This is a genomic window from Acinetobacter sp. 70_2 (genome assembly GCF_056736115.1).
Genome location: NZ_JBWZIP010000015.1, coordinates 888608 through 901949 on the forward strand (window position 1 = coordinate 888608; position 13342 = coordinate 901949).

The 13342-nt window shown below is 38.8% G+C and carries 12 protein-coding genes; 8 read left to right on the forward strand and 4 right to left on the reverse strand.

The window, feature by feature from the left end; translation table 11 throughout:
* Positions 1-38: 38 nt before the first annotated feature.
* The 3 genes from AC1PJ9_RS13180 to ilvA all read right to left on the reverse strand — a co-directional run bounded on the left by AC1PJ9_RS13180 (position 39) and on the right by ilvA (position 3737).
* Positions 39-1376 (reverse strand): TrkH family potassium uptake protein, encoded by a 1338-nt coding sequence (locus tag AC1PJ9_RS13180; protein ID WP_311087481.1) that lies wholly within the window; start codon positions 1374-1376, stop codon positions 39-41.
* Positions 1377-1394: 18 nt separating this feature from the next.
* Positions 1395-2045: a potassium channel family protein gene (locus AC1PJ9_RS13185; protein WP_311087482.1), complete on the reverse strand. Its 651-nt coding sequence runs from the start codon at positions 2043-2045 to the stop codon at positions 1395-1397.
* 144 nt (positions 2046-2189) lie between these two features.
* Complete coding sequence (gene ilvA, locus AC1PJ9_RS13190) at positions 2190-3737, reverse strand: threonine ammonia-lyase, biosynthetic (RefSeq protein WP_171063662.1); 1548 nt, start codon at positions 3735-3737, stop codon at positions 2190-2192.
* A gap of 101 nt (positions 3738-3838) precedes the next feature.
* Between ilvA and rpiA the strand changes: the two genes are divergently transcribed.
* Positions 3839-4510, forward strand: coding sequence for a ribose-5-phosphate isomerase RpiA (gene rpiA / locus AC1PJ9_RS13195; protein WP_000061060.1), 672 nt, complete (start codon positions 3839-3841; stop codon positions 4508-4510).
* Positions 4510-5190: a YgjP family zinc-dependent metalloprotease gene (locus tag AC1PJ9_RS13200; RefSeq protein WP_311087483.1), complete on the forward strand. Its 681-nt coding sequence runs from the start codon at positions 4510-4512 to the stop codon at positions 5188-5190. The genes rpiA and AC1PJ9_RS13200 overlap by 1 nt, the downstream gene beginning before the upstream one ends.
* On the opposite strand, the gene AC1PJ9_RS13205 is transcribed toward AC1PJ9_RS13200, so the two are convergent.
* Positions 5187-6707 (reverse strand): hypothetical protein, encoded by a 1521-nt coding sequence (locus AC1PJ9_RS13205; RefSeq protein WP_311087484.1) that lies wholly within the window; start codon positions 6705-6707, stop codon positions 5187-5189. The two genes, AC1PJ9_RS13200 and AC1PJ9_RS13205, sit on opposite strands and share 4 nt — an antisense overlap.
* A 183-nt stretch (positions 6708-6890) precedes the next feature.
* Between AC1PJ9_RS13205 and argC the strand changes: the two genes are divergently transcribed.
* From argC to AC1PJ9_RS13235, 6 genes are all read left to right on the forward strand, one after another.
* The gene (gene argC, locus AC1PJ9_RS13210) at positions 6891-7946 is read left to right on the forward strand and encodes an N-acetyl-gamma-glutamyl-phosphate reductase (protein WP_311070813.1); all 1056 of its coding nucleotides are present in this window, start codon (positions 6891-6893) and stop codon (positions 7944-7946) included.
* A 75-nt stretch (positions 7947-8021) separates the two neighbouring features.
* Positions 8022-8780, forward strand: coding sequence for a DUF6776 family protein (locus AC1PJ9_RS13215; protein WP_263614982.1), 759 nt, complete (start codon positions 8022-8024; stop codon positions 8778-8780).
* Between the two features lie 9 nt (positions 8781-8789).
* Positions 8790-9203, forward strand: a complete 414-nt coding sequence (clpS, locus tag AC1PJ9_RS13220; protein ID WP_001260033.1) for an ATP-dependent Clp protease adapter ClpS — start codon at positions 8790-8792, stop codon at positions 9201-9203.
* Positions 9204-9212: 9 nt separating this feature from the next.
* Positions 9213-11489: an ATP-dependent Clp protease ATP-binding subunit ClpA gene (clpA, locus tag AC1PJ9_RS13225; RefSeq protein WP_263613848.1), complete on the forward strand. Its 2277-nt coding sequence runs from the start codon at positions 9213-9215 to the stop codon at positions 11487-11489.
* A gap of 3 nt (positions 11490-11492) precedes the next feature.
* Positions 11493-11855 carry a YnfA family protein gene (locus AC1PJ9_RS13230; protein WP_311087485.1) on the forward strand — a complete coding sequence of 121 codons (363 nt, stop codon included), beginning with the start codon at positions 11493-11495 and terminating at the stop codon, positions 11853-11855.
* A gap of 426 nt (positions 11856-12281) precedes the next feature.
* Positions 12282-13337, forward strand: coding sequence for a 3-deoxy-7-phosphoheptulonate synthase (locus AC1PJ9_RS13235; protein WP_311087486.1), 1056 nt, complete (start codon positions 12282-12284; stop codon positions 13335-13337).
* Positions 13338-13342 lie beyond the last annotated feature (5 nt).

Consider the following 13342-nt stretch of genomic DNA (forward strand, 5'->3'; position numbering starts at 1 on the left):
AACCTATAAAAAAGCCGCTTTTTACAGCGGCTTTTTTATTAACCAATTTGAATGTTGGCCTGAGGGTGTTTGAGACGACTCTTTTTAGGAGTAGCAATTAAATATGCCAGCGTTAACGGTCCAAGTCTTCCTGCAAACATAAGTAGACTTAAGATAAACAAGCTACCATTATGTAAGTCTGGTGTAATCCCTCGAGACAGCCCAACTGTGCATGCTGCCGATACTACTTCAAATAATAAGTTCATAAAGTCGGCTTTCGGTTCTAACAGCAAAAGTATAAAGAACCCAATAAATATGAGGATGCTGGTAATCGCGGTAACTGCTAAGGCCTTATAAGTGGTTTCGTGGGAAACAGAATGATTGAAAACCCTGATTTCATCGGTACGTCTTAAAAAGGACAGTACACTTAAAACCAATATGACAAAAGTACCTACTTTTATACCGCCAGCAGTACTTAATGAACCACCACCAATGAACATCAGTAGCATCATAAGCAAAGAGCTGCTATTGGTCATTGCTCCTGTATCAATGGTGTTAAACCCGGAAGATCGCGGAACAGTCGCTTGAAACCACGCATGTAAAGCTTGATCACCTACGCTTAGCATGCCTAATGTATGAGGGTTTTGTGCTTCTAGAGCCCAGATTAATATGAAGGCGACTAAATTAATAATCGCTATTGTTGTAAGTATTAGTTTGCTATTGGGGCTTAGTTTTTTCCACTTTTTATTCTGTTTGATATCCATCAAAACTAAAAAGCCAAGTCCACCTAAGATATAAAGTAAACTCACTGTTAGGCAGATGACATAGTTGTTTTGGAACCCCATTAAACTATTATTAAATAAAGAAAAACCCGCATTGTTAAATGAAGAAATACTATAAAAAATTGCATAATACAAACCGCGAGCAAAACCAAACGCAGGTGTAAATGCAGTCGTAAGAATTATGGTTCCGATCAATTCAAAAAGAAAAGTATAGGCGACAACACCTTTTGCAACAAAGGTCACTTTAGAGAGGCTGGTTTGACCAAGACTGTCTTGAGCCATCATTTGCTGTTTAAGACCAACTTTCGGCGATAGACTTAGTGCAGCCAAAATTGCAAAAGTCATGAAGCCTAAACCACCTGACTGAATCAGTAATAAAATAATGACTTGCCCAAAAAGTGTAAAAGATTGATGAATATTTAAAACAGATAAACCTGTAATGGTAACCGCTGAGGTTGCTGTAAATAATGCATCCATCCAGCTGACATGTCCGTTATTGGCAATAGGAAGCTTAAGCAACAATGTGCCGAATATAATAAATGCTAGAAACCCTAACGCTAATAAAGATGGAGGACTTAAATTCAGTGTTTTGTGTGGCTTAGGTTTAAGAGACATATTTTCTAGTTCGTTTTCTTATAAGAAACAATGTGAGAGTTTTTTAAGTTGCTGTAAATGACCTTCTAAAATAAGAATATCATGCGTTTGTAAGGTAAAAGTCTCTACAGTTTCAAATAAAATCTGTTGCTTTCGTTTTACAAGTAGTGTTTTAACTTGTGGTGCTTGCTGCATAATCCCATACAAGTTAATGCCATTTAATTTCTCTGGAATATCAATTTTCACAATATAGTGATCATCATCTAAAGACATGTACCGACTTACCATTGGGTAATTGAGTGCTTGAGCAACACGTACGCCCATATCTTCTTCAGGATGAATGATTTTGTTGATATTGAGGTGAGATAAAATTGTGTGGTGGGCTTTGGTTTTTGCTTTTACCCAAATTTTATCGATACCGAGATTTTTTAAATTCAGCACACATAAAATACTGGCTTCAATATCTTCACCAATTGCAACAACAACCGCATCACAATTTTGAATGTTTAATTCATCTAGTACATGTTCATCTGTAGCATCAGCAATGACAGCATGAGTTAAAACATCGGCAAGGTTCTCAACATTCTTTTTGACTGTATCAATGCCAATAACATCATGATTTAATTTTGTGAGTTCTTGAGCAACTGTTGCTCCAAAACTTCCCAAGCCGATGACCGCGAACTGTGCCATAAATAACCTTTTATACTTAATTAGGGCTTTATTTTTAATGATATTTTCTTTGAGATAAAGAGAAGCAATGTAAATATAGAAAATATTGGGCTTAAATAATAAAAAAGCCGACAAATATGTCAGCTTTTTTATCAAAATCAGAGATTATTTTAAGAAACGCTTATAGCCCACATTGTCAGTAATTTCTGCATATGGATAGCTAATTTGCTCTAGGGTTTCAATTAAGCCATCTGGATTTTGTTTGGCATCTGTCGCTTGTAAGCCAACCAACACACGACCTTCAGCAGCACCGTGGTTACGGTAATGGAATAGGGTAATATTGTGGGTTGGACCTAAACGAGTTAAGAAGGTGAGTAATGCACCCGGACGTTCAGGGAATTCAACACGGAACAATCTTTCATCATCCAGATTGGCATGACCACCAATTAAGTAACGAATATGCAATTTAGCCACTTCATCATCAGATAAGTCATCGACAACATAATTTTGCTGTTTAAGCTGCTCTAAAATTTCATGGCGTTCAGCATCACCACCTTTTAAGCTAATACCCACAAAAACTTGTGCTTCTTCTGTGTTATTTGCGCGGTAGTTAAACTCGGTAATATTGCGGCCTTGTAGGGCACGGCAGAAACCTAAGAATGCACCTTTTTCTTCAGAAAGTGTAACCGCGTAAATTGCTTCACGTTGTTCACCGAGTTCAGTACGCTCTGCAATGTAACGTAAGCGGTCAAAGTTCATGTTGGCACCACAAACAATCGACACCATGTTTTTACCGCTAATTTTATGCTCAGCTACATATTTTTTAATACCAGCTAACGCCATTGCACCTGATGGTTCAACAATGCTACGGTTTTCATCAAAGGTATCTTTAATTGCAGCACAGATTTCATCTGTATTTACAGTCACAATGTCTGGGTCAACAATTGGACCTGAGTTATCAGATTTGCGAAGACGAATAATATCAAACGGCAAAGCACCAATTTGTGCAACAGCAGTACCGTCTGCAAATAAGCCTACATGTGGCAAGATTACGCGTTCATTTGCTTCTAGTGCTGCTTTTAAGCAAGCAGACTCTTCATATTCAACGCCAATAATTTTCACATGGGGTGCAACTTCACCAAGGTAAGCTGCTACACCTGAAATTAGGCCGCCGCCACCTACAGCAACAAACACATATTCTACATCACGCCATTGACGTAAGATTTCATTTGCAATTGTGCCTTGACCAGCAATAACAAGTTCATCGTCATAGGGTGGAATGAATACAAGACCTTCAACTTCGGCACGTTGCTGAGCGTATTTATTTGCTACATCAAAACTATCACCATGTAATACAACTTGACCACCCAAGCGTTTAACTGCTTGAACTTTAATGTCAGGAGTCGTGCTTGGCATAACAATAATCGCAGGAATACCTAAACGTTGACCAGACAATGCCACGCCTTGTGCATGATTACCCGCAGATGCACAGATTACACCACGCTCAAGTTGGTCTTTCGGTATTTGACTAATACGGTTATAAGCACCGCGTAATTTAAAAGAAAAAACAGGTTGTAAATCTTCACGCTTAAAACGAATTGTATTATTTAATTTTTGACTAATTCGTGGAGCTGCTTCGAGAGGTGTTTCAATTGCAACATCATAAACCGTTGCTTGTAAAATTTGTCGTACCACACGAGACAGCATGTTCATCTTCCCTATAACAGTTTAAAATAGGAAATTATTGTAGCAAACCCTTGTGCATTTGCGCCGTTTATTGGCGCATAAATGTCAAAAAATAGTTGAGTGATGTAATGAGCCTATATGCAACCCAAGATGAAAAGAAACAAGCTGCTGCTAAAGCTGCTTTAAAACACTTACCCAAAGGTGGCATTTTGGGGGTAGGAACTGGAAGTACTGTAAATTTTTTAATTGATTTATTACCTGAACTACAATTAGAGGCAGCTGTGGCAAGTTCGCAAGCAACAGCTGACCGTCTTAAAAAATTAGGTATTGAAGTGGTTGATATGAACCATGTAGGCAGCCTTGATGCTTATGTTGACGGTGCAGATGAGATTGATCGTCACATGCATATGATTAAAGGCGGCGGCGCAGCATTAACTCGTGAAAAAATTGTAGCTTCAATTGCTAAAAAATTTGTATGTATCGTTGATGATTCGAAATGGGTTGATCAACTTGGTCGTGATTTCCCATTACCAGTAGAAGTGATTCCAATGGCGCGCTCTGCTGTAGCTCGTAAATTGGTCAGCTTAGGTGGTGATCCGGTTTATCGTGAAGGCGTAGTAACAGACAATGGTAATGTTATTTTAGATGTATTTAATTTGAACATCTTAAACGCAATTGATTTGGAAAAGACCATCAATAATATTCCAGGTGTTGTGACTAACGGTATTTTTGCGTTAAACCCAGCAACAATTGCTATTGTTGCGACAAATAATGGTATTGAAGAGCGTACTGCACAGTAATGTCTGTGGAAATGCCAGAAATTAAAATTGTTCGTCACGTAAGGGCAAGAAAATTGCGCTTACGTGTTGAGCCTGCGTCTATAAGACTGACGGTCCCGTTATTTTGTAGTAAAAAACAAATTCAGCAGTTTTTGGCGCAGTCTGAACAATGGTTGATCGAGACGTGGAGTAAACAGCAACACGTTCAGTCTACGTCGTTTGAGATTCCTTCAGAAATTTCTTTTTTCAACAGAGAACAGCCTTTTCAAGTTGTGGTGCAAAAACAACATCGCATTTTTCAATTTGATTGGGAAAATAATTATTTATTTATTAAAGACCAACAACCTTACCAAGCTTTACAAAATGCCGTGATTGCTTATGCCAAACAAGAGTTACCAGAACTTTTGTCAGAGCTTAGCCAAAAAACACGGTTAAGTTATGCTGAATGTGCAATTCGACGTCCTAAAACTCGTTGGGGAAGTTGTAGTAGTCAACATAATATTATGCTGCATGCAGGTCTGGTTCTTATGCCAGCCCCAATTACCCGTTATGTTTGTATTCATGAGTTAGCACATACTAAACACTTCGACCATAGCCCTGCATTTTGGGCCGAAGTTGCAAAGTTCGACCCTCACTATATGCAGCATCGCAGACAATTAAAAGGTAATCCATTGCCTGCGTGGTGGTATGTCACAGCTTAGTTAAAGCTACATTCTAATTGTGTTGTCTGTAATACATCCGGTGCTTTGCGGCTATCAAGGCCTGCTTGAGCACTGACAATCTTATTCGCTTTAATATGTAGCTGTATAAAATTATATTGCTGTGTTGAATTGTTGGGTTCAGATGAACTTGAGTTAAGTAAGTAGCTATAACTTGCAGCGTCTGTTTGCAGTAAGTTGTCTGTACTATCTGCGCTTAAGGCAGAACGATAACTTTGTGAACCTTGAATTAACTCAATTTGACCATTAGCACGAAAATTAAGTTGGCAACCCGATGCACTGTTTTCATAGTGACCAACTAAATAGTCCGTAGCAGGCAGTTTAGGGTCAGCTATATTGATGCTGGTTAAGCCTTGTTTACATGGATAAGCCGAACCATTACAACTTGTTGTAATACCACTAAATCCTACGGCACGTCGGTAATCACCCGCACCATCTATACGGAAAAAATCAGTCGTATTTCCAGAAGGCACAACTCCAGAATAGAGTTTTTTCTGCAAAAGAACATATCCTGGTTGATCTAAACTGGACTGACTTTGTGCATCTGCTAGTTGCAATGTGGCAGCTTTTAAATTGGTAGCAAAATAATCGCGAGACGCTTTTTGATTGGCTGCTATGTCCAAAAGCGTATTTTTTACAGGGTCAATATTATCTGGCGATGGACTAAAAATAGGTGTCATGGTCGTATTGTCACCATTAAGTTTTTTGCCGTCTAAATATCCATCTTTTAAATCGGTTGCAAGACTATTTGTAAGTTCTTGATATGCATTGGTACTACCATGAATCGTATTCCAGTATTGTAAATATCCGAAACTCAGATAGCTATCTACATAAGTACTAGGCTGTTTAGTTGAATACTGTAATAAATTTAGTACAGTCAGCGGGCTAGCTGGGCTTAAGCTTGGAATAGCAGCATCTTTAAACGCACTAATAAGAGCGGTGTAAACATCTTGAGAAGCCAAATCAACATGTGATTGTTCAATACGGGTCGGGTCTATCGTTTCTTGTGGAAGTTGGCCTGAACGAATTACGGCACGCTGATAAATCGCTTCTGAACTTGGGCTAATCGGCTGCGTTTTATTGCTTATTGAACTTGGAGTAATAAAAGCGTGATAGACGCCAGAAATGTTCTCATATTTAGAATTAATTGGATCAAATACCTGAGATGAAGCTTGAGTTGTGACTTCTACTCGATAAAGCCGATTCAACTTGGTACTTGGAAGTTTAATATTATAACTTGTTAAACTGGCAACTTGGGTATCAATCAAAATACTATTGTCGGTATTGTCATAGACTTTGAGTTGAACATTGCGCATTTCGACAGGGGTTTTAAGCGTAAAATCTGTCATAACTTCAGGAGTTGGCACAGTTGGTGTTGGGGTACTAGATGAACCTCCGCTACTACTGCCACCACCACATCCAACAAGGGCTACGCTTAAAATTAAAGTACTAAGGCCGAGATAAGTGCACAACTTTGTTTGTTTTGATTGATCAAGCATCCTAGCTCTCCAAAAATGAATCTGGTATTTATTTACTGATATTTGTTTGGTTCTGACAGACCAGCAAGTGCTATGTAATTAACGCTAAAAAATAAAAAAATTAAAATTACCAAGCATGAAATGGTTTTGTAAGCCTGGACATCCTGTCATACTACCGCAAGTATAGATTCAATATTTGAGGTAATGCACGTGATTTCTGTCGGAATTGTTGGTGGAACTGGTTATACAGGCGTTGAACTATTACGTATTTTATTACGACATCCAAAAGCGCAGGTTCGAGTTCTGACTTCACGTACAGAAGCAGGCAAACCAGTTGCTGATATGTTCCCAAACTTACGTGGGCATACAGATCTTCAATTTTCAGATTTAAACATTGATGCATTAAAAGAATGTGATGTTGTATTCTTTGCGACCCCACATGGTGTTGCGATGCAGCATGCAAAAGATTTGATCGAAGCAGGGACCAAAGTTATTGATTTGGCAGCGGACTTTCGTTTGCAAAATCTTGAACAGTTTGAAAAATGGTATGGCATGGAACATGCGTGCCCAGATGTACTAAAAGATTCTGTTTATGGTTTAACTGAGTTAAATCGTGAAAAAATTAAACAGGCTCAAGTCATTGGTAATCCAGGTTGTTATCCAACAACTGTTCAATTAGGTTTGGCTCCACTTTTAAAATCTGCACAAGCATTGATTGAAACCAAAAATATTATTATTGATGCAAAATCAGGGGTTTCTGGTGCTGGCCGTAAAGCAAGCTTAGGCATGATTTATAGTGAAAATGCCGATAACTTTAAAGCGTATGGTGTTGCAGGTCACCGTCACCATCCAGAGATTGTCGAAGCATTAGAAAATATTTCTGGGCAAAAAGGTGGCTTTGAAGGGCTCTTATTTGTACCGCATTTGGTACCAATGATTCGCGGTATGTTGAGTACAATTTATGTGGACTTGACTGAGGCAGGTAAGCAAGCAGACTTACAAGCTTTGTATGAAGACTTCTATGCAAATGAAAAATTTGTAGATGTCATGCCTGCGAATAGTTCACCTGAAACACGCAGTGTGCGTGGAGCAAATGAATTACGTATTGCTTTATATAAACCACAACCAAATAAACTCATTATTTTGGCGGCTCAAGATAATCTTGTAAAAGGTGCATCTGGTCAAGCTGTACAAAATATGAACCTTATGTTTGGCTTTAATGAAGACGAAGGCTTACAAGGGATTGGTTTATTACCATAAAAAACTCTTTTTTGCTTCACACACATTTAAATTTCGATTTAAATGTGTGTCTTGACTCTGATCTTAAACACTGAGATGACGATGCAAAACTCGGAACAGACGACTTCTGTAGAAAGTTCGTTGCAAAAGAAAAAATTTTTAAACACCAATAAGCCTTTGTTTATTGGTGCTGCTATTTTAATGAGTGGTTGTTTTGCGCTCGGCTATACAATTGGGCACCGTCAAGGTTTAACTGTTGTAGGTTACGATGCAGATGCAGAGCAATTGGTTGAAGTAGTGCAAAAACAAAAAACAGCGTTAGATGCAGTCAACAAAAGCCTGAATGCTGCTGTACAAGAGCGTGATGTTGCTGTTACAAATGCGAATGACTTGTTTACAGCACTTAATCAAGCCAATGCTGATAAAACACAACAACAAGGTATGAGTAATATCTACCGTGAAATTTTAAGACAACGTGGTGGTTTAAGCTTAACCATTCAGGATTTGGCAATTAAACCACTACCAGAAAATGCTTATGAATATCAGCTTGATCTGGTGCAAGTGAGTCCAAGTAAACGCCGTGCTTCAGGTTCAGTTGAAATAAGACTGATTAAAGATACTGAAGTCTTGGTTGTGCCACTTGAAGATAAGAACTTTAACTTCACTGATTTTGAGCGTTTGACTGGCCGTTGGACAATGCCTAAGGGCTTTACACCTCAATATATTGAAGTGCGTTTAACAGGTGGTTCTGAGACACCAGTGATTAAACGTTTTAGTTGGCAGCGTGGCAAACCTGTCGAAACACCTTCTGCTTTTGTTGCAGAAATTCCTCAAGCTGAAGCAAATTCACAATAGTAACATCATATGCGAACAAATAAGCGTCAAACAAATTTAAAAGATATTAAGGCTTCTTTTCAGCAGTCTGGCTATGTCGATTGGCACTTCAATCCACGCTTAAGTGATTCGCAAAACGAAGATCATGACGGAGAGGTTGTTGTTCAAACAGCACCTCCCGAACTCAAGCGTCCTCCCTTATATGCAGTAGTATTATTGAACGACGATTACACGCCAATGGACTTTGTAATTGAAATTTTACAACAATACTTTGCAATGAATCTTGACCAAGCAACTCAAGTAATGCTAACAGTACACTATGAAGGTAAAGGTACTGCCGGGGTATATCCAAGAGACATCGCGGAAACCAAGGCAAACCTTGTTAATAATTACGCTCGATCGCAAGGTCATCCATTACTTTGCCAGATTGAGCCTAAAGCATAAGGGGGTCACATGCTCAGTCGTCAATTAGAAGTATCATTACGTTTGGCTGTTAGCATGGCTCGTCAAAAGAGACATGAGTTTCTTACAGTTGAACACTTACTATTAGCCTTACTCGATAACGATTCGGCTGTGAATGCATTAAAGGCATGCGGAGCTGATATTGTTTCTTTACGTAAAGAATTAGAAGAATATGTAGAACAACATACTCCTAAGCTTGGCGAAAATAGCGAGCAAGCTCCACATCCAACAGAAAGTTTTGACCGCATTTTGCAACGTGCAATTTTCCACGTGCAATCAAGTGGTGGTGATCGTACTGTCGAAGGTGCGGATGTTTTGGTCGCAATGTACTCAGAGCGTGATTCTTTTGCTGTTTATTTACTTAAACGTCATCAAATTAATCGTTTAACTTTGACTCAATACTTGTCTCATGGGACACGTAAAGACGAAGTTCAGGTTGAAGAAGAAGTTGAAGACATTGAGGGTGAAAGCAACTCAGGCAATGCTGGGCCATTGGAACTTTATACGCTCAATTTAAATGTTGAAGCGCAAAAAGGAAAAACAGACCCACTCATTGGTCGTGAAAAAGAAATTGAGCGTACAGCACAAATTCTTTGCCGCCGTCGTAAAAACAACCCGTTGTTAGTCGGTGATCCAGGTGTAGGTAAAACTTCAATTGCAGAAGGCCTTGCTTGGCTCATCGTAAATGGTAAAGCACCAAAACCACTGAGCAATGCAGAAGTCTATAGTCTCGACATTGGTGCATTGGTTGCGGGTACAAAATACCGTGGTGACTTTGAAAAACGTTTAAAACAATTGCTGAATGCTTTGAAGAAAAATCCAAACGCGATTTTATTCATTGATGAAATTCATATGATCATTGGCGCTGGCTCAAGTATGGGTAGCACTATGGATGCATCGAATCTCATTAAACCAGCTTTGGCAAATGGTACTTTACGTTGCATCGGTTCAACGACTTTCCAAGAATATCGTCAGGTATTTGAAAAGGATCATGCGTTATCTCGTCGTTTCCAAAAAATTGACGTAAATGAACCAAGCATTTCTGAAACTATTGATATTTTACGTGGCTTGAAAACTAAGTTTGAAGATTTCCACCACGTACAGTATGACGACAAAGCTTTGGTTTCTGCGGTTGAGCTTTCTGCGAAATTTATTAATGATCGTTTCTTGCCAGATAAAGCAATTGATGTCATTGATGAAGCAGGTGCACAGCGCCGCTTAAAAGCAGAAAGTGAAGACAGCTTAATTACTGTTGAAAATATTGAAGACATCGTTTCTAAAATTGCGCGTATTCCGCCTAAGACTGTGTCTAAAGATGATAAATCGGTACTTGAAAATCTTGAGCGTGACCTAAAACGTGTTGTATTTGGTCAAGATGAAGCAATCACTGCATTGGCTTCTGCAATCAAGTTGTCACGTGCTGGTTTGAAATCGCCAGATAAGCCTGTTGGTAGCTTTGTATTTGCTGGTCCAACGGGTGTTGGTAAAACAGAGGTCACTAAGCAATTAGCGAAATTGTTAGGTGTTGAGCTTGTTCGTTTCGATATGTCTGAATATATGGAACGTCATGCTGTTTCTCGCTTAATTGGTGCTCCTCCGGGTTATGTAGGCTATGACCAAGGCGGTTTGCTCACAGACGCGATCCATAAAAATCCGCATTGTGTTTTATTGCTGGATGAAATTGAGAAAGCACATCCTGATGTGTTTAATCTGTTGTTGCAAATCATGGATCATGGTGCGTTGACTGACAATAATGGCCGTAAGTCAGACTTCAGAAATGTCATTATTGTGTTAACTACAAACATTGGTGCAGAAAGTATTTCTCGTGCAAGCATTGGATTTACCGAGCAAGACCATAGCTCGGACAACCAAGAAGCAATGAAACGTGCATTCTCACCAGAGTTCCGTAACCGTTTAGACAGTGTTATTCAGTTCAAAGCTTTACCAACCACAGTGATTGAATCTGTAGTTGATAAGTTCTTAACAGAACTACAAGCACAGCTAGATGAAAAACGTGTAGTTCTAGATGTGGATCAAAGTGCACGTGACTGGTTAGCAACCAATGGTTATGACCGTTTAATGGGTGCTCGCCCAATGCAACGTCTCATTCAAGAACACTTGAAGAAACCATTAGCTGAAATGATTCTGTTTGGTGAACTTGCAGATCATGGCGGTAATGTGGCGGTATCAGTGAAGAAAGAAGATGGCAAAGCAGTTGGCCTAAAACTTGAAGTTTTTGAAGATCACCACACGGCAGAACCAGCTTAATTTATGTTAATTGATAGTCTTTCTATAACCCGAATACTCAGTGTGTTCGGGTTATTTATTATTACTGCAATCGCTGAGATTTTAGGGTGTTACTTACCTTATCTTATTCTAAAAGAAGGGAAGTCCGCTTGGTTGTGGTTGCCGACAGTCTTAAGTTTAGCTGTCTTTGTTTGGTTACTTACATTACATCCAGCAGCCTCGGGACGAATTTATGCAGCCTATGGCGGTATTTACATTTTTACTGCGCTGATGTGGCTTCGTTTTGTAGATCAGGTTGCTTTAACGAGATGGGATGTTTTAGGTGGCTTTATTGTGCTTTGTGGTGCAAGTTTGATTATTTTACAGCCGCAAGGATTAATTCGTTAATTATGAAAGTGGTCAGTTAAGTTTTAAGTGAAAAAATAAGAAATATTTTCGCAAAAAATACTTGTCAAACTCATCAACAATGCGTATTTTAGATTTAAGGAACATTTTTTAATATTTGAGATAAAGATGTTAAATCAATCTGTGAATTCTAACGCTTACTTTTATTTCTGGCAATTTAGATAGTTGCCTGAGCGTATTCGGGCACGAAAGTTGCCCATCACAGTTAATACCTGATCGGCAACCCCGATCAGGTTTTTTTATGCTTTATCTTTTTCAAATCGAGGAATTCAAAATGAACAACATGACTTATTCATACTTTAGCAACTTTTATTGGTTTTACTTTTGCTTACCTTTGCCAACGAATAGATCCAAAACGCTCAAATAAATGATCGGACTGATTCGGTTTCAGTCCAAAGGAAAAGACCAATGAATGCTTTAAATACTCTACTAACTCAAAGTAATACAAAAGAAACACCAGTTAGTTTGCCTGTCCAGTTAAAAGCTAAATATCCGCTTGTGCAGACCTTCGCACGTCAAATTGCAGAACACCGTCAAATTATTCAAAATATTCTTGCTGGTAAAGATCAGCGCTTAATGGTTATTACAGGACCATGTTCAATTCATGACCCAGTTGCGGTTCTTGAATACGCAGAAAAACTGCAAAAATTACAAGAAAAAGTTAAAGATCAAGTATTCATTGTGATGCGTGCTTATATTGAAAAGCCACGTACAACTGTAGGTTGGAAAGGTTATATGTATGATCCAAATCTTGATGGATCATCTAATCTACAATTAGGTTTAGAAAAATCACGTGAGCTTTATTTACAAATTATTGAAAAGGGTTTGCCGATTGCGAGCGAAATTCTAAGCCCAATGGCAACGGGTTATTTTGATGATTTGTTGGCTTGGGGCGCAATTGGTGCTCGTACCAGCGAGTCTCAAATTCACCGTGAAATCTCAAGTCACATGCCATACAGCATCGGTTTCAAGAATGGTACAGATGGCTCAATTCAAATTGCTTTAGATGCTATTCAGTCGGCACAAAATGAGCATCAGTTTCTTGGTATGAATCAGCAAGGTTTACCTTCTGTCATTCAGAGTGCTGGTAACCCATTGCCACACTTAATTTTGCGTGGAGCGAATCATGGTCCTAATTATGATTTAGCTTCAATTCAGGCAATACGTGAAAAACATAAACAAAATCTTCCTGCCTTAGTCATTGACTGTAGTCATGGCAACAGTGGTAAAGACCCTTTACGTCAGCCAGAGGTTTTGCAGCAAATCGTTGCTGAACGCTTAAAAACTCAGGTGAAGGGTGTCATGATTGAAAGTCATTTAGTTGATGGTAATCAGAAGATTTCATGTGAAATGACGTATGGTCAGTCAGTGACAGATGGTTGTTTAGGGTGGGATAAAACTGAACAGCTTTTGTTAAATGTTGCTGAACAATTAAAAGCAAATGAGTTAGCTCATTCTGCTTAATGATT

Bases quoted from the DNA above. Each gene is read 5' to 3' on its own strand.
- AC1PJ9_RS13180 (WP_311087481.1), bottom strand. From the start codon at position 1,376: ATGTCTCTTAAACCTAAGCCACACAAAACACTGAATTTAAGTCCTCCA.
- AC1PJ9_RS13235 (WP_311087486.1), top strand. From the start codon at position 12,282: ATGAATGCTTTAAATACTCTACTAACTCAAAGTAATACAAAAGAAACA.
- AC1PJ9_RS13205 (WP_311087484.1), bottom strand. From the start codon at position 6,707: ATGCTTGATCAATCAAAACAAACAAAGTTGTGCACTTATCTCGGCCTT.
- AC1PJ9_RS13185 (WP_311087482.1), bottom strand. From the start codon at position 2,045: ATGGCACAGTTCGCGGTCATCGGCTTGGGAAGTTTTGGAGCAACAGTT.
- AC1PJ9_RS13200 (WP_311087483.1), top strand. From the start codon at position 4,510: ATGTCTGTGGAAATGCCAGAAATTAAAATTGTTCGTCACGTAAGGGCA.
- clpA (WP_263613848.1), top strand. From the start codon at position 9,213: ATGCTCAGTCGTCAATTAGAAGTATCATTACGTTTGGCTGTTAGCATG.
- rpiA (WP_000061060.1), top strand. From the start codon at position 3,839: ATGAGCCTATATGCAACCCAAGATGAAAAGAAACAAGCTGCTGCTAAA.
- AC1PJ9_RS13230 (WP_311087485.1), top strand. From the start codon at position 11,493: ATGTTAATTGATAGTCTTTCTATAACCCGAATACTCAGTGTGTTCGGG.
- argC (WP_311070813.1), top strand. From the start codon at position 6,891: ATGCACGTGATTTCTGTCGGAATTGTTGGTGGAACTGGTTATACAGGC.
- ilvA (WP_171063662.1), bottom strand. From the start codon at position 3,737: ATGAACATGCTGTCTCGTGTGGTACGACAAATTTTACAAGCAACGGTT.
- AC1PJ9_RS13215 (WP_263614982.1), top strand. From the start codon at position 8,022: ATGACGATGCAAAACTCGGAACAGACGACTTCTGTAGAAAGTTCGTTG.
- clpS (WP_001260033.1), top strand. From the start codon at position 8,790: ATGCGAACAAATAAGCGTCAAACAAATTTAAAAGATATTAAGGCTTCT.